At 61.4% G+C, this 20,038-nt stretch carries 20 protein-coding genes; 12 read left to right on the top strand and 8 right to left on the bottom strand.

The genetic code is table 11. From position 1 onward, the window contains the following. Positions 1-24 precede the first annotated feature (24 nt). The 3 genes from ACIPQ1_RS15840 (at position 25) to ACIPQ1_RS15850 (ending at position 2,358) form a co-directional block, all read left to right on the top strand. Positions 25-354 carry a hypothetical protein gene (locus tag ACIPQ1_RS15840; protein WP_250965149.1) on the top strand — a complete coding sequence of 110 codons (330 nt, stop codon included), beginning with the start codon at positions 25-27 and terminating at the stop codon, positions 352-354. A 79-nt stretch (positions 355-433) separates the two neighbouring features. Then, entirely contained in the window at positions 434-1,183 is a 750-nt protein-coding gene (locus ACIPQ1_RS15845; protein WP_446534418.1) for a YkgJ family cysteine cluster protein, read from the top strand. A gap of 203 nt (positions 1,184-1,386) precedes the next feature. Next, positions 1,387-2,358: a 2-hydroxyacid dehydrogenase gene (locus ACIPQ1_RS15850; protein WP_411385592.1), complete on the top strand. Its 972-nt coding sequence runs from the start codon at positions 1,387-1,389 to the stop codon at positions 2,356-2,358. Positions 2,359-2,512: 154 nt separating this feature from the next. On the opposite strand, the gene ACIPQ1_RS15855 is transcribed toward ACIPQ1_RS15850, so the two are convergent. Next, positions 2,513-3,415: a DMT family transporter gene (locus tag ACIPQ1_RS15855; protein WP_186705081.1), complete on the bottom strand. Its 903-nt coding sequence runs from the start codon at positions 3,413-3,415 to the stop codon at positions 2,513-2,515. 136 nt (positions 3,416-3,551) lie between these two features. Here ACIPQ1_RS15855 and ACIPQ1_RS15860 point away from each other — a divergent pair, with 136 nt between their 5' ends. Continuing rightward, the gene (locus tag ACIPQ1_RS15860) at positions 3,552-4,427 is read left to right on the top strand and encodes a helix-turn-helix domain-containing protein (protein ID WP_250965567.1); all 876 of its coding nucleotides are present in this window, start codon (positions 3,552-3,554) and stop codon (positions 4,425-4,427) included. A gap of 319 nt (positions 4,428-4,746) precedes the next feature. On the opposite strand, the gene ACIPQ1_RS15865 is transcribed toward ACIPQ1_RS15860, so the two are convergent. Then, a complete protein-coding gene (locus tag ACIPQ1_RS15865; protein WP_411385593.1) occupies positions 4,747-5,157 on the bottom strand; it encodes an HPF/RaiA family ribosome-associated protein in 411 nt (136 codons plus the stop codon). Positions 5,158-5,653: 496 nt separating this feature from the next. On the opposite strand from ACIPQ1_RS15865, the gene ACIPQ1_RS15870 reads away from it, so the two are divergent. After that, positions 5,654-5,971, top strand: a complete 318-nt coding sequence (locus ACIPQ1_RS15870; protein WP_250965565.1) for a DUF3509 domain-containing protein — start codon at positions 5,654-5,656, stop codon at positions 5,969-5,971. Here the strand turns inward: ACIPQ1_RS15870 and ACIPQ1_RS15875 are convergent. Continuing rightward, positions 5,968-6,468, bottom strand: coding sequence for a phosphate-starvation-inducible protein PsiE (locus ACIPQ1_RS15875; protein WP_053125067.1), 501 nt, complete (start codon positions 6,466-6,468; stop codon positions 5,968-5,970). The two genes, ACIPQ1_RS15870 and ACIPQ1_RS15875, sit on opposite strands and share 4 nt — an antisense overlap. 336 nt (positions 6,469-6,804) lie before the next feature. On the opposite strand from ACIPQ1_RS15875, the gene ACIPQ1_RS15880 reads away from it, so the two are divergent. Further along, a complete protein-coding gene (locus tag ACIPQ1_RS15880; protein ID WP_003205410.1) occupies positions 6,805-7,065 on the top strand; it encodes a YebG family protein in 261 nt (86 codons plus the stop codon). Between the two features lie 66 nt (positions 7,066-7,131). Here the strand turns inward: ACIPQ1_RS15880 and ACIPQ1_RS15885 are convergent, their stop codons facing one another. Beyond that, entirely contained in the window at positions 7,132-8,523 is a 1,392-nt protein-coding gene (locus ACIPQ1_RS15885) for an aminotransferase-like domain-containing protein (protein ID WP_446534419.1), read from the bottom strand. Between the two features lie 341 nt (positions 8,524-8,864). On the opposite strand from ACIPQ1_RS15885, the gene ACIPQ1_RS15890 reads away from it, so the two are divergent. The 5 genes from ACIPQ1_RS15890 to glyA all read left to right on the top strand — a co-directional run bounded on the left by ACIPQ1_RS15890 (position 8,865) and on the right by glyA (position 14,298). Further along, on the top strand, positions 8,865-10,070 hold the full coding sequence (locus ACIPQ1_RS15890) for a benzoate/H(+) symporter BenE family transporter (protein ID WP_446534420.1): 1,206 nt from the start codon (positions 8,865-8,867) through the stop codon (positions 10,068-10,070). Beyond that, entirely contained in the window at positions 10,067-11,239 is a 1,173-nt protein-coding gene (locus ACIPQ1_RS15895; RefSeq protein WP_446534421.1) for an NAD(P)/FAD-dependent oxidoreductase, read from the top strand. Before ACIPQ1_RS15890 ends, ACIPQ1_RS15895 begins: the two co-directional genes overlap by 4 nt. Before the next feature lie 27 nt (positions 11,240-11,266). Next, positions 11,267-11,698, top strand: coding sequence for a Rid family detoxifying hydrolase (locus ACIPQ1_RS15900; RefSeq protein WP_250965561.1), 432 nt, complete (start codon positions 11,267-11,269; stop codon positions 11,696-11,698). A gap of 96 nt (positions 11,699-11,794) precedes the next feature. Then, complete coding sequence (thrC, locus tag ACIPQ1_RS15905) at positions 11,795-13,048, top strand: threonine synthase (RefSeq protein WP_446534422.1); 1,254 nt, start codon at positions 11,795-11,797, stop codon at positions 13,046-13,048. 11 nt (positions 13,049-13,059) lie between these two features. After that, a complete protein-coding gene (gene glyA, locus ACIPQ1_RS15910) occupies positions 13,060-14,298 on the top strand; it encodes a serine hydroxymethyltransferase (protein ID WP_186705071.1) in 1,239 nt (412 codons plus the stop codon). A gap of 227 nt (positions 14,299-14,525) precedes the next feature. Here the strand turns inward: glyA and ACIPQ1_RS15915 are convergent, their stop codons facing one another. Next, positions 14,526-15,545, bottom strand: a complete 1,020-nt coding sequence (locus tag ACIPQ1_RS15915) for a Glu/Leu/Phe/Val dehydrogenase family protein (RefSeq protein ID WP_186705070.1) — start codon at positions 15,543-15,545, stop codon at positions 14,526-14,528. Between the two features lie 187 nt (positions 15,546-15,732). Here ACIPQ1_RS15915 and ACIPQ1_RS15920 point away from each other — a divergent pair, with 187 nt between their 5' ends. Then, on the top strand, positions 15,733-16,536 hold the full coding sequence (locus ACIPQ1_RS15920) for a SirB1 family protein (RefSeq protein ID WP_411385596.1): 804 nt from the start codon (positions 15,733-15,735) through the stop codon (positions 16,534-16,536). A 124-nt stretch (positions 16,537-16,660) separates the two neighbouring features. Here ACIPQ1_RS15920 and maiA read toward each other — a convergent pair whose 3' ends face one another. Genes maiA through hmgA form a run of 3 tightly spaced genes read right to left on the bottom strand, consistent with a single transcriptional unit; the run spans position 16,661 to position 19,913 of the window. Next, positions 16,661-17,299, bottom strand: a complete 639-nt coding sequence (maiA, locus tag ACIPQ1_RS15925) for a maleylacetoacetate isomerase (RefSeq protein ID WP_446534423.1) — start codon at positions 17,297-17,299, stop codon at positions 16,661-16,663. Between the two features lie 8 nt (positions 17,300-17,307). Next, positions 17,308-18,606 (bottom strand): fumarylacetoacetase, encoded by a 1,299-nt coding sequence (fahA, locus tag ACIPQ1_RS15930; RefSeq protein WP_411385598.1) that lies wholly within the window; start codon positions 18,604-18,606, stop codon positions 17,308-17,310. A gap of 2 nt (positions 18,607-18,608) precedes the next feature. After that, complete coding sequence (gene hmgA, locus ACIPQ1_RS15935) at positions 18,609-19,913, bottom strand: homogentisate 1,2-dioxygenase (RefSeq protein WP_446534424.1); 1,305 nt, start codon at positions 19,911-19,913, stop codon at positions 18,609-18,611. Positions 19,914-20,038 lie beyond the last annotated feature (125 nt).

Genomic DNA, 20,038 nt, shown 5'->3' on the forward strand with positions numbered 1-20,038 from the left:
GTTCCCCGAACAAGGACATTGTCGATGAAAACCCCTGCACTGATGCTCCTCGGCCTCACTGCCGCCATCGCCTTTCAGGCTCAGGCTGCCAGCCCCGACGCGTGGGCCGCCTACGACAAAAAAGTGCTCGCCAGTTGCCTCAAGGCCAGCGGCCTGAAAGATCCCGAACCTGTCGGCACCGCTGCGCAATTCGACGATCGGGTAGGCTATACGGCGCTGTTGCTGCAAGGCCAATACCCACAGAAGCACATGAACGGCGCGACGGGCACCGAACTGTGCCTCTATCGCAAAAAAACCAAGACCGCCTTCGTCACCGAGTGGGACTCGATCCGCCCGGCCGAAGCCCCCCAATGAATGGCGCATAACTTGCTTCGCACGGCTTATCGCGGCGTTTTTCTGTCGCCGCTTTCAGCCTATTGCCTTCGGTCGATTAATGAACACAACGTTTTCCTGCGTAGGGTGCGGTAAATGCTGCACCGGTCATCACGTTCCCCTGACGCTCGACGAAGCCAGGATGTGGGCGAATGACGGCGGCCAGGTGATTGTCCTGGTCGAGGCCTTCCTGCCCAATGGCCTCGGCCTTCCGGTGGCGCAACGCGAACATGCCGAACGCCGTTCGGCAGTGGTCCGCAGCGGCACGAGCGAGGCGCTCGTGGCAATTACCTTCGCCGCTTATAACCCAGGCCCTTGCCATAATCTGGACGCCGACAACCTGTGCCGCATCTATGAGCGCAGGCCTTTGGTTTGCCGCATCTACCCCATGGAAATCAACCCGCACATCCCGCTCAATACCGCCGCCAAGGATTGCCCGCCAGAATCGTGGGAAACGGGGCCGCAGTTGATCGTCGGCGGTGAGTTGGTAGACCTGGAGCTGGCTCGGTTGATCGAACGTTCACGCCAGGCCGATCGTGAAGAGATCGCGATCAAGGCGCGCATCTGCGTGTCCCTGGGCATCCACACGACAGCGTTGAAGGGCGATGGATTCACAGCCTACCTGCCGAACATGGCCGCGTTTGCCACCGCGATTGATCAGGCCCGCTCGCAGCCGTTGGACCCCGAAGCGGGTGAATGGCAATTCCACCTGTCCGGCGAGGATGTTGCCAGCCAAGTGACGGCCAGTGGCGCAAGCGTGGTCACCGAGGCACCGGTCAACTACGCCTTCATTTCCCTGCGGGCCGCCTGAATTTGTAGAGATACCCTGTGGGAGCGAGCTTGCTCGCGATAGCGATTTATCTGCCAGCCTATCGGCGCCTGATACACCGCTATCGCGAGCAAGCTCGCTCCCACAAGGGGACTTGTGGTGCTGCGATTACACCACCCCCTCTCGCCTAACCCGCGCCAGGAATGTTAGCGTGCTTGGTATTCCCTGCAGATGAGCCTTGCACGATGAAAAAAACCGTACTTGCCTTCAGCCGTATCACACCTCCCATGATCGAGCGCCTGCGCCAGGACTTCGAGGTGATCGTCCCCAACCCGTCGAACGGCGACATCAACGCGCAGTTCAACGAAGCCTTGCCCCACGTCCATGGGCTGATTGGTGTCGGTCGCAAGCTCGGCCGCGAGCAACTGCAGAGCGCCACGAACCTGCAGGTGGTCTCCAGCGTGTCGGTGGGCTACGACAACTACGACCTGGCCTACTTCAACGAGCGCGGGATCATGCTCACCAATACCCCCGACGTGCTCACCGAAAGCACCGCCGACCTGGCCTTCGCCCTGCTGATGAGCAGCGCCCGGCGCGTGGCCGAACTGGACGCCTGGACCAAGGCCGGGCAATGGCAAGCGACCGTCGGTCCGCAACTGTTCGGCAGCGACGTACATGGCAAGACCTTGGGCATCGTCGGCATGGGCAACATCGGCGCGGCTATTGCCCGGCGTGGCCGGTTGGGGTTCAACATGCCGATCCTGTACAGCGGCAACAGCCGCAAGACCGAGCTGGAAAACCAATTGGGCGCACAATTTCGCGAACTGGACCAGTTGCTGGCCGAAGCCGATTTCGTCTGCCTCGTGGTGCCATTGAGCGAGAAGACCCGCCATTTGATCGGCCAGCGTGAACTGGGGCTGATGAAGCCAAGCGCCATCCTGGTCAACATTTCCCGTGGCCCGGTGGTGGATGAGCCAGCGCTGGTCGAAGCCTTGCAGAACGGTCGCATCCGCGGTGCCGGGCTGGATGTCTACGAGAAAGAACCTCTGGCCGAATCGCCGCTGTTCCAGCTGAAAAACGCCGTGACCCTGCCCCATATCGGCTCCGCCACCCACGAGACCCGTGAGGCCATGGCCAACCTTGCTGTGGATAACTTGCGCAGTGCCTTGCTGGGCGAGCGACCGAAGAACCTGGTCAACCCACAAGTCTGGAAATAAAACACACTGTGGCGAGGGAGCTTGCTCCCGCTGGGCTGCGCAGCAGCCCCTTGCGGTTTATCTGATGCACCGTGGTGGCAGATACACCTTGGGGTCGCTTCGCAACCCAGCGGGAGCAAGCTCCCTCGCTACAGGAGCTATCGCCAGACGTCTCTCATCGGGCACCCAGCGCGACTTTCACGGCTACTGGCCGGGGCTTGCGAAACACCAACACGTTCCCCAGCATCACCAGCACCAACCCCACCAATGCCGGCGCCGTCCACTGGTAGCCCTCGACAAACGCCGAGACGTTCAACGCCACCACCGGGAACAGCACGGTGCAATACGCCGCCCGCTCCGGCCCCATGCGCCCCACTAGCGTCAAGTAGGCGGTAAAGCCGATGACCGAACCCGGGATCACCAGATACAGCAGCGAGCCGACATAACGTGCATTCCATTCCATATCGAACGGGATGCCTTGGAACAGACACCACACCGACAACATCGCCGCCCCGTAAGCCATGCCCCAGGCGTTGGTCGTCAACGGCTTGAGGCCGGCCTTCTGTTGCAGGCTCGAGAGCATGTTGCCCGCTGAAAAACACAACGTCCCCAGCAGCGCCAACGCCAAGCCGAGCACCGTTTGCGGGCTCGCGCTGTGACCGGCCAGCTCCGGCCAGAACAACAACGCCAGCCCGAACAGCCCCAAGGCGCCGCCCAGCAATACGTTACGGGCAATCCGTTGACCGAAGAAAACCCGGGCATTGAGGGCGTTCCAGAGCGTGGCGGTGGAAAACACCACGGCGACCAAACCACTGGGGATCCATTGGCTGGCGGTCAGGAAGCACATGAAATTGATGCAGAACAGGCACAGGCCCTGGGCAACGCAAATCAAGTGGCCCCGCCGGTTCATCACCTGCAAGCGCCGGCTGAGCAAGAGCATGGCAAACAGGATCAATGCCGCGAGGCCAAAGCGATAAACGATCGACACCGGGATGGCGACGACACCCAACTGCAGTTTCAGGGCGATCCAGGTGGTGCCCCAAATGAGCACGGTGAGCAGGTACAACGAGAGGTTCATGACGGTGACTCCTGGCAATGGCCCCCAGTGTCACGCCGATGCTTGGCCGTCGCTTGCGTAAACTTGCGGTTTTTATGAGCGATGGGCTGGCAGGGAACGGTCTACGGAGTAGGATGCAAACGTTGGAGAACCGATCATGTCCACACTGCAGACCCTACAAGTCTTCCAAGCCCTCAACAGCTCGCCCAACGCTCGCCTGGAGCACAGTGCCGAGCTCGGAGACGGCATGGCGGCCGCTTTGTGGACCAATCACCACGACGCCCGGGACTACGAGGCGCCGACGCACCATACGCTGTCGTGCTACATCGCGGGGGGCACCGGCACGTTCCGTCGTGAACGGCCCGATACCACAGGCGCACCGGACAAACTTTGCATCTTGCCGGCCGGGCATGAGTCCGCCTGGGTCATCAATGGCGACATCCGCCTCGCCCACCTGTACTTCAGCGCGGAACAATTTGCCCTTGGCTGCATCACCCTGTTGGACCGCGAGCCCCGGCAAGTGCAACTGCACGAGGAAACGTTCCTCGACGACCCGCAACAGGCCCAGCGCTTTCGCCAGTTGATCGCACTGAACTGGGACGAACCCGGCGAACGCCTGCTGACCACCAGCCTGGCCCATGACCTGCTCAACCACTTGCTGCTCAGCCAGGTCGGCCAGCGCCAGGGGCTTCGCCTCAAGGGCGGCTTGGCTGCTCACCAGCGACGGTTGCTGGTGGATTACGTCGACAGCCATCTGGCCGAGGCCATCAGCCTCGGGCAATTGGCGGCGCTGTGTGCGTTGTCCGAATATCACTTTGCGCGGATGTTCCGCGAAAGTTTCGGGCTGCCACCCCATCAATATGTACTGGCCCGGCGCCTGGCCCGCGCGCGGCATTTGTTGCGCAACACTTCCCAACCGCTGGGCGACGTGGCGCTGGCCTGCGGGTTTGCCAGCGCCAGTCATTTCACCCACCGCTTTCGCCAGGCCTTGGGCGCGACGCCCGGAGAGTATCGGCTGGCGTTTTTGCGCTAGCCCCGACTGTCGTCATCGCGAGCAAGCTCGCTCCCACAGGGGATCCAGGGCGCTCACAAAATCTTCATTCACCGCAAATCCCTTTGTGGGAGCGAGCTTGCTCGCGATGGCGTAAGGACATTCGATAACCCTGTAAGCTGACCCACCGCTTTCGCGAGCAAGCCCGCTCCCACAGGGATTTCAGGGCGCTCACAAATACTCATTCACCGTGCCCCCCCTTTTGTGGAGCAAGCTTGCCAACCCCATCGGATCGCTGAAAACGAAACGGGCCTGCGATTGCAGGCCCGTTTGTTCGGTGAGTATTTTTAAGTGATCGTGCTTAGCCGTTGAGTGCGGCCCGCTCGTTCTCCAGGAATTCTTCTTCCAGCATGGCATCAGCCAGGGCAATCGAGTCGGCCGGGCCTTTGGTGGCGGCGCGCTTGCCGCGCAGTTTGCCGAACAAATGCTCCAGTGCACTTTCAAGTTTGGTGGCTGCACCTTCAATCGCCAGTTCCAGCGAATCGGCCTTATGGGTCACGGAAATCGGCTGATGGCCCTTTGGCCGTGCTTCAAGCTGGCAACGCAGGTCATGAGGCCCGGGCTTGTCGCCGTTCTCATCGCGCAAATGGACCTCGACCCGTGTCAGGTCTTCTTCGTAACGTTCGAGCGTGCTTTCGATGGTAGTACGTACCCACTCCTCCAGTCGGATGCTGCTTTGAATATGGTTATCGCTGTTGACTTGGATTTGCATAGTTCATCCCTTATTTCAGCTAGCTCGCCGGGGGCCGTCGACATTAGCGCAACGGCCCCTTGAATACAGAGTCGGGCTGGCGGAAGAACAATTCAAGCCCTAAAAAAAGATAAATATTCATATGCAAATAAAGCCGGACAACGGGCAAAAGCGCTGTTAATGTCGGGAGTTGCCCCGCCCTGCCTACCCGCTGCAATTCACCTCCGCGCCTGCACCGTCAACGAACATCCGCACGTTATTGCCCCGAAACGGGCAGCCGCATTCCAGAGCGTTTGGCGTTTGGGCACCGGGATCATTGTCCGACGTTTTTTCCGGCATGCCCCTTGCTAACGCCCTGTAGGAGCTGCCGCAGGCTGCGATCCTTGATGTTGAAGCCTGCCTGGCCCAGGAACCTTCAGATGAACACGATCATGGAATGGCCGATGGTCCGGTGTTGCGAACTAATCCCGATCACGGCCGGTCAACAACTGCACGTTCAATCAGGCGGTGACGCATCATGGACAACCCTTTTCAAATCATTACCGACGCTTTTGCGCCGCATTATCAAATCAACCTGAGTATCCAGGGACTGGATGGCAGCATCATGCTGACCCTGTCCAAGAGCGGGCGCATCGTCGCCAAACGCATGATCAGCGCCCAGCAGCGCAACGACCCGGAGCGGCTCAAACGCCTGGTGCAAAGCATTCAGTTCGGCATCGCCATCGAGCAGGGCCACAGCGCCGTGGCCATCCTCGAAGCCATGACCGGCGGTGACCACATCAAGCTGCCACCGCCGCATGCACAGGGGCCGGCGCCCTCGGCCGCCGGGATCTAGATTTCGCCTTTCTCCACTTCGGCATGCTCGCTGGAACCCGCGCCAACCTTGCGGTGCGGGTGCTCGATCTTCACCGAGGGGAACTGCGACGAAGCGTAGCGCACCACCAGGATCGAAAACGCCAGCAGCAAGATGCCACCGCACAAGTAGATGATTCCCAGGTCGGGCGGGCTGTGGTGGGAAACGTTGGAAATCAGCAACCGCGTCAGCGCGGTGATCGCCACGTAGATCAGGAATCGCACCGGCATGTGGTTGGTCTTGAAGTAGATCCCGACCATCGCCCCCAATTCCAGGTAGATGAACAGCAGCAGGATGTCATCGATCTTGATGTGCCCCGCCTCGAGCATCTGCAAGAACTCCATCACCGCCGCCCACGCGGTCACCGCACCGATGGCGAATAGCGCCAGGTAGTGGAAGGTCTCGACGAAGAGGTTTCCCAGGGACTCGGCCAGTTGATGGACGTTCTGGCGCAGGTTCTCGGCCCAGTTGATTTTCACGATGTAGTTTCCTTAGGTCGGTTCGACCGGATGATGCGGGTTGGACGTGACGGTTGTTCTGCATGCAGAAAAAAGGCCAGCGAGTGAGGGTGAGATGGCGATAGGCTGGCACGGGGCACTTTGGAAGCTTCATGCGACCTGATCGCGAGCAAGCTTTGCGCCCACAAGGCTTGCTCCCACTCAAGCTTTGTCCACATCAGCTTTGCGCTCACATGCTGAATTAGGTCTACATTAAAAAGCCACTATCCAAAGCAAGAGGATTCGCTTATTCTTTTGCCTGTATATAAATACAGTAGTCGCAAAGACAAACCAATGTGAAGGCATGTGAGGTGGTGAATGGCCGTCGAAGTGGTATACCGCAGCAGCCGAGATCTGGAGCGCTTGTTCATGGATAAAGCCGAAGCTGACCGTCATGACAAAATGCTGGAACTCGCCGAATTGCTGGCCGAAGTGTTGCAAAAAGCCGTTCCATCGCTAAGCGAGCAACAGGTCGAGGAAGCCGGGATCTACATGGCGAAAAATCGCGATGTGTTCGCCAAGGCATTCAAGAGCCAGCCGGACGCCTTGTCCGAACTGCTCAACCCGTCGGACGAATAACCAAAAAGATCGCAGCCCTCGGCAGCGCCTACACCGCGTAGGCGCTGCCGAGGGCTGCGATCTTTTTTAATAATAACGACGCGGATCTGAATCGATCAGGCTGGCCAACTTGGTTAGTGCGAAGCGCAGTTCGTCCTGGCTGGTGGGCGACATCAGCACCAACCGCACGCACCGGGTGGTGCCTGAACGCTCCGCCTGGAACTGGGTACCACTGAGCACCAATACGCCGTTGGCCCGGGCGAGCATGGTGAACTCGTCGCTCGTCCAAGGCTCGGGCAGCGTCAACCAGACGTGATAGGAATACGGCTGGGTCTTGAGCTCGAAATTGGCGAAGATTTCCCGAGCGATCGCTTGTCGCCCCGCCGCCTCGTTGCGCTGGATGCGGATCAATTTCTTGTCCAGGCCTTCGGTAATCACATTGCTGGCCAGTTGCGCCGTCAACGGCGACGGCATCCACACACTGCTGCGCACCATCGAGGTCAGGCGCGACAGCAATTTCGGCGGACTGTAGATGTAACCAATGCGCAGCGCCGGCATGACCGATTTCGACAGGCTGGTCAGGTAAACCGAGCGATCCGGCGCAAAGGCCGACAGGGGTTTGATCGACGGATCGGTGGCCAGGAAGCCGTAGATGTCATCGTCCAGGATGATGAAGTCGAATTCCTCGGCCAGCGCGGCAATCTGGGCACGACGTTTCTGCGACATGATCGCCGCCGTCGGGTTCTGGCAGGTCGCCACGCAGACCAGCATCGCCGGTTTCTCCCGCTGGCACAGCTCGCGCAAGGCTTCGGGAATGATGCCTTCGTCATCCATCGGCACGCCACGCAGGCGACGCTCAAGACCGTGGGCCAGGGAAATGATCCCCGGGTAGCACAGCGCCTCGCAGAGCACCAGGTCGCCAGCGTTGGTCAGGGCGCTCATCGCGACCATCAAGCCATGCTGGGCCCCGGCGGTAATCACCACTTGCTGCCATTGCGCGTCGGGCAATGAATGACGCAACCACTGCGCCCCCGCCTCGCGATGGGCCGGGTGGCCGCCGTCCGGCGCGTAGTCGAGCGCGCGCGCGAAATCAGTGCTTTTGGCCATGCCCACCAGCGCGCCGCGCAACCAGTACTCCAGCGTCTCGCTATAGGGCTTGATGATCGAAAGGTCGAGCAGTTCGGACTGCCCCAGGTTCAGCGGCGCGGACGCGCTGTTACTGGCCGGCAGCTCCAGCTGCTTCTGGTTGAGCACATAAGTGCCACGTCCCACTTCCCCCTGCACCAGCCGACGTCGATGAGCTTCGCTGTACGCCCGGCTGATGGTGCCCGGCGTGACATTCAAGGTGGTGGCCAGCTCCCGCAACGTCGGCAGGCGATCACCCTCGTTCAGTACGCCGTTGTTGATATCGCGCGCCAACGCATCGGCAATCGACAGATACATCGGCTGGCTGAACTCGCTTAGCTGGGGAACCCACATGAATGATCACTGCCCATCGTAGAAATGATGAATATCCGAGCATATCACATGGAGGTTAGGCAACTAATAATTCGACGCATTCGATCCATTGAGTCGATTGATACGATTATTGAATTGTTTATAAGCATGGCTTAAAGAAATTTTACAACAAATAATATTCATATAAATCAATCAACTATCTGCAATAAATTGCAAAATCGCCCCGTGATAGCAGAAAAATATCTCGTAACAATCACGCCCCCTATTGAATCAACTCAATCCATTCAAATACACTGATTGCGAATCGAAGCAATCGACTCAATCCCCCACTGCGCGCTCCTGCCGCGCCAAGTCGAGACATCATGGACACATTCAGAAAGGATCTATCCCTGTCAGCGGTCATCGCGGGCTTCATCGCCGTGATCATTTCCTACGCCGGCCCGCTCATCATCGTGTTCCAGGCAGCCAAGGAAGCGCACCTGCCCAACGACGTGGTGTCTTCGTGGATCTGGGCCATTTCCATCGGCAGCGGGATTACCGGCCTCCTCTTGAGCTGGCGCCTGCGTGTCCCGGTCATCACCGCATGGTCCACACCGGGGGCGGCGCTGCTGGTGTCAATGCTGCCCACCGTGACCCTGCCCCAGGCCATCGGAGCCTATGTGGTGGCGTCGGTGATCATCGCCGTGGTGGGTTTGTCCGGGGCGTTCGACAAATTGATGAGCCGCCTGCCCAAGGCCATTGCCGCCGCCATGCTCGCCGGCATCCTGTTTCGCTTCGGCGCCGAGCTGTTCACGTCGATCAAGCTGCAGCCGGCGATGGTGCTGGCGATGATCGCGGCGTACCTGGTCTTCAAGCGATTCTCGCCACGCTACGCCATCCTGTCGGTGCTGGTCATCGGCTGCGCGGTGGCCGCCTCGTTCGGTGAACTCAACAGCAACTCGATCACCATCGCCGTGGCTCATCCGGTCTTCATCGCACCGGAATGGAGCTGGCACGCAATCATCAACATCGGCCTTCCATTGGCGCTGGTGACCTTGACCGGCCAGTACGTGCCCGGCATGGCCGTATTGCGCACCTCGGGCTACAACACACCGGCGCGCTCAATCATTTCGGTCACCGCGATTGGCTCGGCCCTGATGGCCCCGTTCGGGTCCCACGGTCTTAACCTGGCGGCCATTACCGCCGCGATCTGCACCGGTCGCGAAGCCCACGAGGATCGCGACAAACGCTACATCGCCGGGATTGCCTGCGGGGTGTTCTACATCCTGATGGGCACTTTCGGGGCGACCCTGGCCTCGGTGTTTTCCGCACTGCCGAAAGAGTTGATCGCCTCCCTCGCCGGCCTCGCCCTGTTTGGCGCGATCAGTGCCGGGCTGACCGGCGCCATGGCCGACGAGAAACAGCGGGAAGCCGCGCTGATCACCTTTCTGGTCACCGCTTCGGGCATGAGTTTCCTCGGCTTGGCCGCCGCGTTCTGGGGGCTGATCTTCGGTCTCGTGGCGCATTTCGTGCTGACCTACACCCGGGAAAGCAAAGCCACCGCTATCGCCGAGGGCAGCCGACCATGACTGCTCGTTACGACTTCATTGTGGTCGGTGGCGGCATCGCCGGCGTCTCCGTCGCTTATGAACTGGCGGCCCATGGCAGCGTCTGCCTGCTCGAACAGGAACAACAACTGGCCTACCACACCACGGGGCGTTCGGCCGCGATCTCGATGGAAAGCTACGGCAACCAGCAGATCCGTTCGCTGACCTGCGCGTCCCGGCGCTTCTTCGAGAACCCGCCCGAGGGTCTGGCCGAGCATCCACTCTGGGCGCCACGGGGCGCGTTGATCGTGGCCCAGGCGGCACGGGTGGACAAACTCAAAGCGCGTTTCAGCGCCGTATTGGGCCAAGTGCCTACGGCCGAGTTGCTCGACGACAAGCAAGTACAGGAACTGGTCCCCTACCTCGCCGAAGGCACCTGGAGCGCCGGGATCTACGAGCCCAGCGCCTTCGACCTGGATGTGCACGGCATTCACGGTGCCTACCTCAGCGGGTTGCGTGCCCGCGGTGGCGTGGTCAAGCGCGAGACCGAAGTGCTGCGTGGCGAATATCGCGACGGGCATTGGCGCTTGCACACCCGGGACGGCCAGCAGCTGCAAAGCGCCATTGTGGTCAACGCCGCCGGTGCCTGGGCCGATGAGTTCGCCGAGCGCTGCGGCGTGCCCAAGGTCGGTGTCCGGCCGTTGCGGCGCACCGTGCTAGCGGTCGATCCACAGCGCGACGTGCACCACACGCCCTACCTGGGCACGGTGGACGAGGACATTTTCATCAAGCCTGAAGCCGGGCGACTGATCGTCTCGCCCTGCGATGAAAGCCCATCGTTGCCCTGCGACGCGTTACCGGAAGAGCTCGACCTGGCCATCACCATGGATCGCCTGCAAAACACCACGCGCCTGCGCCCCCGCTCGATCATCAACAAATGGGCGGGCCTGCGCACCTTCGTCGCCGACCGCTCGCCGGTGCTCGGCCAAGACCCACAGCAAGAAAGTTTTATCTGGCTCGCCGCCCTCGGTGGCTACGGCATCCAGGCCGCGCCCGCCATTGCCCGCCTATGCAGTCATGCGGCGCTGGGCATCGCCCTACCGGTCGACCTGGCGGCGCTGCAACTCAACTACCAGCACTTTTCCCCAGCCCGTTGTCGCGACGAGGAATTTTCCAGCCTGGCCGTCAAGCAGGTTGCCGATTTGCACTAACCCATCCACTTAACAAGGAACGTCCCTATGCAAACCACCGCTCACATCCAGTCCGCCGCCAAACCTTTCCTGGGCGAAGAGAACGTCATTTTCACCGACAAGGCGCCGCTACCGCTGGGCACCTATTCCCAGGGCATCAAGGTCAGCCACGGGCAGACCATCTACCTGTCGGCGCAGACCCCGGTCTCGGCGCTGAACAACGAAGTGCTGGCCAAGGATTTCGAAGGCCAACTGCGCCAGACCCTCGACAACCTGGTGCAAATGGCCGAAGCGGCAGGCGGCACCCTGGCGAACGTGGTCAAGGTCACGGCGTTCATTACCGACCTGAGTGAGTTCCCGACCCTCAACCGCGTGATGGAAGAATATTTCACCAAGCCGTACCCGGCCCGCACCACCGCCGGCGCCAGTGCGCTGGCCCGCAATACCCTGGTCGCCATCGACGCCATCATGGTGATCTGAAACACCTTCTGCCAGCGGAGTGCCAACGTCGGTCCGGTGCGCCGGACCGACGTTGGCAAGGAAAGCACCAGCACAGCGTACTTTCAGAGGGTGACCATGAAAAATTCGTACAGAGCGTATGTCTTGCAGTGCCTGGCTTGCGATCGAAGCTACCAGCCCCATGAGGTCAGCTACTACTGTCCTCATTGCCAAATCGATGGTGCCCTGGATGCGCTTTACGACTACCCCACACTCAAGCGCGAATGGTCCCGGGACAGCCTGGCCCATGACCACGCCCGTGGCATGTGGCGCTATGACCGCTTGATGCCGTTGAGCTCGACGCAGTTCATTCCACCGTTACTGGTGGGCAATACGCCGCTGTACTCGCGCCCGGAATTGCTCGGCAAAGGTGCCCGGATCAAAGTCTACGTAAAAGACGAATCGCGGCAACCGACCGGGTCATTGAAGGATCGCGCCAGCGCGCTGGCGGTGGCCCACGCCATGCAATCCGGTGCGCGCACCGTGGCGGTGGCCAGCACCGGCAATGCGGCTTCGGCATTGGCGGGGATGAGAGCCAGCCTGGGCTTGCACAACGTCATTTACCTGCCCAAGAGCGCGCCCCGGGAAAAGCTCGCGCAGATGCAGGGCTACGGCGCCGAGATCGTGCTGGTCGACGGGCAATACGACGAAGCCTTCGAACAATGCCTCGACGCCTGCGAAAAACACGGCTGGTACAACCGCACCACCGGGATCAACTCGTACATGAGCGAAGGCAAGAAGACCGTCGCCTTCGAGATGTGCGAACAGCTCAACTGGCAGGTGCCGGACCTGGTGTTCGTGCCCGTCGGCAACGGCTGCATCCTGGGCTCGGTCTACAAAGGCTTTTTCGACCTGCTGCAACTGGGCTGGATCGAACGCATTCCGCGCCTGATCGGCGTTCAGGCCGAGCACAGCAACTTCATGTACCGCGCCTGGCGCTACGACCGCTCGATGCGACAAACCGAACGCCTGCCGCCCACCAGCCTGGCCAGCAGCATTAACGTGGCATTGCCACGTGATCGCCTCAAGGCCATGCGTGCGGTGACCGCCAGCGACGGCGAGTTCATCTGCGTCAGCGACCCAAGCATTGTCGCCGCCGCCTCTCGATTGGCCGCCAGCACCGGCGTGTTTCCGGAAGCCGGCGCCGCCAGTGCCTTCGCCGGCCTGCTCAAGTACGCAGAAACACACCCCGACACCCCGCAAACCGCCGTGATCCTGATCACCGGCAGCGGTTTGAAAGACACCTCCATTTTTCTGTCCGACTCGTCCAAAAGCCAGCCGCGGGTGTTGCCGCATCCCATGACTGCGCCGCTGGCCGAAGCGTTTATCTAAGGAATCACACCATGAGTCTGCAAAATTTCGATCCCGCCGTTGCCCGCCTGATCGACCGCGAGCGCAACCGCCAGGAAACCCACCTGGAACTGATCGCTTCGGAAAACTACGTCAGCGAAGAAGTGCTCCAGGCCCAGGGTTCCGTGCTCACCAATAAGTACGCCGAAGGCTATCCGGGCAAGCGTTACTACGGCGGCTGCAAGGTCGTCGATGAAATCGAGAACCTGGCCATCGAGCGTGCGCGCAAATTGTTCAACTGCGAATACGTCAACGTGCAGCCGCATTCCGGCTCCCAGGCCAACCAGGCGGTTTTCCTGGCGGTGCTGGAACCCGGCGACACGATCCTGGGCATGTCACTGGCCCACGGCGGCCACCTGACCCACGGCGCCTCGGTGAATTTTTCCGGCAAAATCTACCGGGCCTTTTCCTATGGCCTGGACGCGGAAACCGAAACCCTCGACTACGAAGAGATGGAAGCCCTGGCCCGGGAACACCGGCCAAAGATGATCATTGCTGGAGCCTCGGCCTATTCGCGGACCATTGATTTCCAGCGCTTTCGCAAGGTCTGCGATGAAATCGGCGCCTACCTGATGGTGGACATGGCGCACTACGCCGGGTTGATCGCCGCCGGCGTGTACCCCTCGCCGGTGGGCATCGCCGACTTCATCACTTCCACTACCCACAAGACTTTGCGCGGCCCCCGCGGCGGCCTGATCCTGGCCAAGGCGCAATACGCCGCCCTGCTCGACAAGACGATTTTCCCGGTGTATCAGGGCGGCCCGCTGATGCACGTCATCGCCGCCAAGGCCGTGGCTTTCAACGAAGCCTTGGGCGACGGGTTCAAGCATTACCAGCAGCGGGTGGTCGATAACGCCCGGGTCATGGCCGACGTCCTGACCCGGCGTGGCTTGCGGGTGGTGTCCGGCGGTACCGACTGCCACATGTTCCTGCTTGACCTGCGCTCGATGAACATCACCGGCAAAGATGCCGAGGCACTGCTGGAAAGCGCCCATATCACCCTGAACAAAAACGCGATCCCCAATGACCCGCAGAAACCGGCGATCACCAGCGGCATTCGCATCGGCACCCCAGCCCTGACCACACGCGGTTTTGGTGAAGCGGAATGTGCCGAAGTGGCGAACCTGATCGCCGACCTGCTGGAACAGCCGAACAACGCCGCACGCCTGGATAACACCCGGCGCCGCGTGATGCATTTGTGTGAATGCTTTCCGGTGTACCTGCTGAGGTGATGGCTGGATAAGGGCAGCACAAAGCGCATAGAGAGGCGAACACACACCGTGGCGAGGGAGTGTTCGCCTGAAATGATCAGTCTGTGAGCGCTAGAAAAACCTGTGGGAGCGAGCTTGCTCGCGATGGCGGCCGTACATTCAACACCTTCATTGACTGGCGCACCGCTATCGCGAGCAAGCTCGCTCCCACACTTGGATTTGCAGTAAAGCTCGCCACGGTTTGATTTTCAGCGGTACAACAGGCGCTCCGCCAGTTCATCGGCCACCCGGGCCGGTGAGCGCTTTTCCGCCTGGGCATGGGCGAAGACTTCCGTGAGCCTTGCCCCGATCTTCGACAGGTGCGCGGTGATCGTCGGCAGCTCTTCACCACGATGCTTGAGGGCGACGTAGATCAGCCCGCCCGAGTTGATCACATAGTCCGGCGCATAGAGAATCCCGCGTCTTTCCAACTGATCGGCCACCTGCAGGTTGCTCAACTGATTGTGGGCCGAGCCGGCAACGGCCGAGCAGCGCAGTTGCGCCACGCTTTGGCTGTTGAGTACCCCGCCCAGGCCGCAAGGGGCGAGGATGTCGCAGGGGGTGCTGAGCAGCGCGTCGTTGGCGATCGGATGGGCGCCCAGTTGCTCCATGGCCAGTTGCACCTTGCCAGGGTCGATATCGCTGACCAGCAATTCGGCCCCCGCCGCATGCAGCTGTTCGGCCAGGGCATAACCGACATTGCCCAGGCCCTGGATCGCCACCCGCAGGCTTTCGAGGTTATCGCTGCCCAGGCGAGCCATGGCGGTGGCACGGATGCCGGCAAAGACACCCATTGCCGCGTGGGGCGCGGGGTCTCCCGCGGCGGTGGTGCTAGTGACATGGCGGGTCTGCTGGGCGATGCAATCCATGTCGGCCACCGACGTGCCGCTGTCGATGGCCGTGATGTAGCGCCCGTCCAATTGCTCGATGCAACGACCAAAGGCTTCGAACAAGGCCGCCCGACTCTCCACATGGGCCGGTCGCATGATCACCGCCACCCCGCCGCCCACGGGCAAACCAGCCAGCGCTGCCTTGTAGCTCATGCCTTGGGCCAGGCGCACGGCGTCCGCCACGGCACTTTCGTCGTCGGGGTAGGCAAGATAACGACAGCCTCCCAGGGCAGGCCCGGGACGGCTGCAATGAATGGCAATCACCGCCTTCAACCCGGTTGTCGGGTCTACGCTTAGGTGCAGCGATTCAAGGCGGGAGCTTTGCATGAGAGCAAACATCGTAAGGCTCCCGAATCACTTTTGTTTGTTTCGCCAGTATAGGCGTGCAGTCGAAAATTGCTGGAGCACGCCGGAATAAGTCGCCTGGGTGGTCAGTCTTTTTCGGCATAACCTGTCACAGCATCTGTTGGAGACTGGACGAAAATCCATGGCAGGGCTAAAACGGGAGCATAGCCCGGAGAGTTCGATGAAACCGCGCCAAGCCTTTTTTGATTGCCTGCACCGCTCGCCGCCGGCGTTGTTCGAAGCGGCGTTGTGGATCGCTGCCGAACATGATCGCGACGTCAACGTTCCGACCTTGCTGAAGGAATTCAAGGAACTGCAACAGCGGGTCAGCCATGACCTGCCGATGCTGCCTGTCAGCGAGCTGGGCCAGCCTCTGCTACGACGGCTCAACGACCTGGGTTTCGCCCAGGACGACTTCACACCCCTGCGGCCGCGAGCGGCGCTGTTGGATAAAGTCCTGGCGCGCAAACGCGGGCAGCCCCTGGCCCTCGGGCTGATTGCCCTGGAGTTGGCTCGCGGCCTGGAAATTCCGATGGTCGGTGTCAATTTCCCCGGGCATTTCCTGTTGAAGGTACCTGGGGCCGACCACCTGCTCGACCCATGCGGTGGCCGCCGGTTGTACCCCAATGACTGCCGGGAACTGCTCCAGCGCCAATACGGCGCGAACATGTCGCTCAAGGCCGAGCACTTGGTCAACGCCGAGCCGATGCAGATGCTGCAGCGCCTGTCGCGCAACCTGCGCCAACTGCATCTGGCGAACGACGACTACATCGCGGCCCTGATCGACGCCGAACGGGTGCTGGAACTGGGTAACGCCAGCGCCGCCGACTACCTGGCCCGCGCCAGCCTGTACCAGCGGCTCGATTGCCCCAACGCCGAACGCTTCGACTTGGAGCATGCGCTGATGCTCAGTGACGATCCGATCCAGCGAATCCGGCTGACGGAGCGGCTGGGGCATTTGCCGCCGAATTCGGTGGTGCATTGAGTTGTCGTGAGGCTGCACATTTTTGTGGCAGTTGAATCGTCATCGCGAGCAAGCTCGCTCCCACAATTGATCAACTGTGGGAGCGAGCTTGCTCGCGATAGCGGCAGACCAGCCAACATCAATATCAAGTGGGTGTATCCGGCTGATTCGCCGGGTGCGCCTGCTGGAACGCCGGATGCCCAGCCGCCAACGCCGCCACGCGCCGGATCCGCGGATATTCCTGCAAGGAAACATTGAACCGCTCGGCGGCGTACAGCTGCGGGATCAGGAACACATCCGCCAACCCCGGCAGCGCACCGAAGCAATAGCCGTCGTCGCCAATCAGCTGCTCCACCGCAGCCAATCCCTGGCTGATCCAATGTCCGATCCACTCCGCCACCTGCGTTTCATCGTGGCCCCACTGCCGCAGCCGGTTGAGCACGCTGACGTTGTGCAGGGGATGAATGTCGCAACCGATCAGCGCGGCGACGCCACGCTCGTGGGCGCGTACCGCCAGGTCGGCGCTGAGCAGCGGCACCTGGGGATAACGCTCCTCCAGGTATTCGATGATGGCGGGTGATTGCACCAGCAACGCGCCCTCATCGGTACGTAGCGCCGGCACCCGCCCCTGGGGGTTGATCGCCAGGTAGGCCGGCTGGCGATGCTCGCCCCCCGGCGCAGCGATCAGGTTGACGGGCAAGGCCTGGTAATCCAGGCCCTTGAGGGCCAACGCAATGCGCACCCTGTAGGACGAGGTGGAGCGGTAGTAGGTATAGAGTTCCATGGCTGCCCTCAACGCGCCGGCAGGATCTTGCCCCGGCATTCGCCGAAACCGATGGAAGCGAAACCTTCGCGGCGGCAACGGGCGCGCAAGATGATTTCGTCACCGTCCTCGAGGAATCGGCGCACTTCGCCAGATGCCAGTTCGATTGGTTTTTTCCCGCCTTCGGTGATTTCCAGCAGGCTGCCGAATTGATGGCTTTCAGGCCCAGACAAGGTGCCCGAGCCAAACAGGTCGCCGGCCTGCAACTGGCAGCCGTTGACGCTGTGATGCGCGATCATCTGCGCCACGGTCCAGTACATGTATCGGGTGTTGCTCAACGTCAGGCGCTGAGCCGGCAGGTTCTGCTCGACCATTGCCTCGGTCAGCAATAGAACTTCCAGTTCGATGTCGAGGGCACCGCCGGCCTGGTCACGGGTGTCCAGCAGATAGGGCAGCGGTTGCGGATCGCCTTCCGGGCGCGCCGGCTGTGGGCGGCGGAACGGCTCCAAGGCTTCAGCCGTCACTACCCACGGCGAAATGCTGGTCAGGAAACTCTTCGACAGGAACGGCCCCAGGGGCTGGTATTCCCACGCCTGGATGTCCCGGGCCGACCAGTCGTTGAGCAGGCAGAATCCGCCAATGTGCTCGGCGGCATCGCCAATGGGGATCGGTTCGCCCAGGGCATTGCCCTTGCCGATCCAGATGCCCAGCTCCAGCTCATAGTCCAGCCGCGCGCACGGGCCTAAGGTCGGTTCGGCCTGGCCAGCCGGCAGGGTCTGGCCCTTGGGGCGGCGCACGTCGGTGCCGGACGGGCGAATGGTCGAGGCGCGACCGTGGTAGCCGATAGGCACGTATTTGTAGTTGGGCAATAGCGGGTTATCGGGGCGGAACAGTTTGCCGACATTCTGGGCGTGTTCGATACCGACGTAGAAGTCGGTGTAGTCGTTGATCCTGGCGGGCAGGTGCATCTGGCAGTCGGCGGCGACGAGCAGCAGCTTCGCCGCTTCAACCTTGCCACGCAACGGACTGTCTTCGCGCAACAGTTCCAGCAGCCGTTCACGCAGGGCCACCCGGGCGCTGCGGCCCAGGTCGAAAAATCCATTCAATTGGCCGTCGGCCATGGCCTCTACGGCTTGTCGGGCCGCACCGTCAAACAGGCCCGCGTGCAGCGCCGCCTGCAGATCGAAAATCCGCTCGCCAATCGCCACGCCGCTGCGCAGGGCACCGCCATCGACGCTGAAGACACCCAATGGCAGGTTCTGCAACGGGAAGTCGGCGTGGCCGTTGGCGCTGGCGACCCAGCTACGGGCAGGGGAAAGTTGAGTCATGGTTATCTCCGGGTCGGGTCGAACGTGACAGGCAGCGAAGCCCAACAAGCATCGTAGTCGGTTTGCAGTTGCGGGCAGTCCAGGGCGAAACGACTTGGGCGCAGCACTTGGCTGGTCTCGAACATGAACGCCATGGTGTTGTCGATTTTCGCTGGCTGAAGATCAGCGTTGATCGCCTTGGTACAGGTTTCGCCGTCCGGGCCATGGGCGCTCATGCAACTGTGCAGGGACGCACCGCCCGGCAGGAAACCTTCGGCCTTGGCGTCGTAGGCACCCTGGATCAGGCCCATGAATTCGTTCATCAGGTTGCGGTGGAACCACGGTGGACGGAAGGTGTTTTCCGCCACCATCCAGCGTGGCGGGAAGATCACGAAATCGAGGTTGGCCAGGCCGTGGACACTCGTGGGCGAGGTCAGCACGGTGAAAATCGACGGGTCAGGGTGATCGAAGCTGACCGTACCAATGGTGTTGAATCGGCGCAGGTCATATTTGTACGGCACGTTGTTGCCGTGCCAGGCCACCACATCGAGGGGCGAGTGATCCAGCTCGCACACCCACAACTCACCGAGGAATTTCTGCACCAAGGTGGTCGGTTGCGCGAGGTTCTCGTAATGGGCGACCGGCGTCAGGAAGTCCCGCGGGTTCGCCAGGCCGTTGCTGCCGATGGGCCCGAGGTCCGGCAGACGCAACGGCGCACCATGGTTTTCGGCGAGGTAGCCACGGGCCTGGGGGTCGAGCAGCTCAACGCGAAACTTCAGGCCCCGGGGCAGCACGGCGATTTCCAGCGGTGCCAGTTCCAGCATGCCCAGCTCGGTAGCGATCCGCAGCCGTCCCAGTTGCGGCACGATCAGCCACTCACCGTCGGCATTAAAAAACACCCGCTCCATGGAGCGGTTGGCCCGGTAGTGATAAAGGCTGACGCCCGCCGGTTTATCCGCGCCGGCATTGGCCGCCATGCGCACCAGCCCGTCGATGAAGTCGGTGGGCTCGGCGGGAATGTCCAGCGGGTTCCAGCGCAGGCGATTGGGGGTGACTTCGCCCAATGGGCCTCCCGCCAATTGCCGTTCGAGCTTGGTGAAGGCCGGATGGTTGGCCGACGGTCGGATGCGATACATCCAGGTGCGCCGCGCTTCGCTGCGGGCCATGGTGAACGCCGTGCCAGAAAACAACTCGGCATAGAGACCGTACGGGGCTTTCTGCGGGGAGTTCTGGCCGATGGGCAAGGCGCCGGGCAAGGCTTCGCTGGCAAATTCGTTGCCCAAGCCTGATTGATAAACCAGGTCCGACGCGGTGGAATCGAGGTTCATGGAGCCTCCTGGGGATGCGGCCCGTCACTCAACGGAGGGGTTGAGGCGCACCGGGTTATTTTTATCGTAATTCAATTACGCTTAACGTAATTTGCTCGACAGCGACCGTCAAGCTATAAAGACGC

It is taken from the genome of Pseudomonas sp. LARHCG127 (assembly GCF_052871455.1).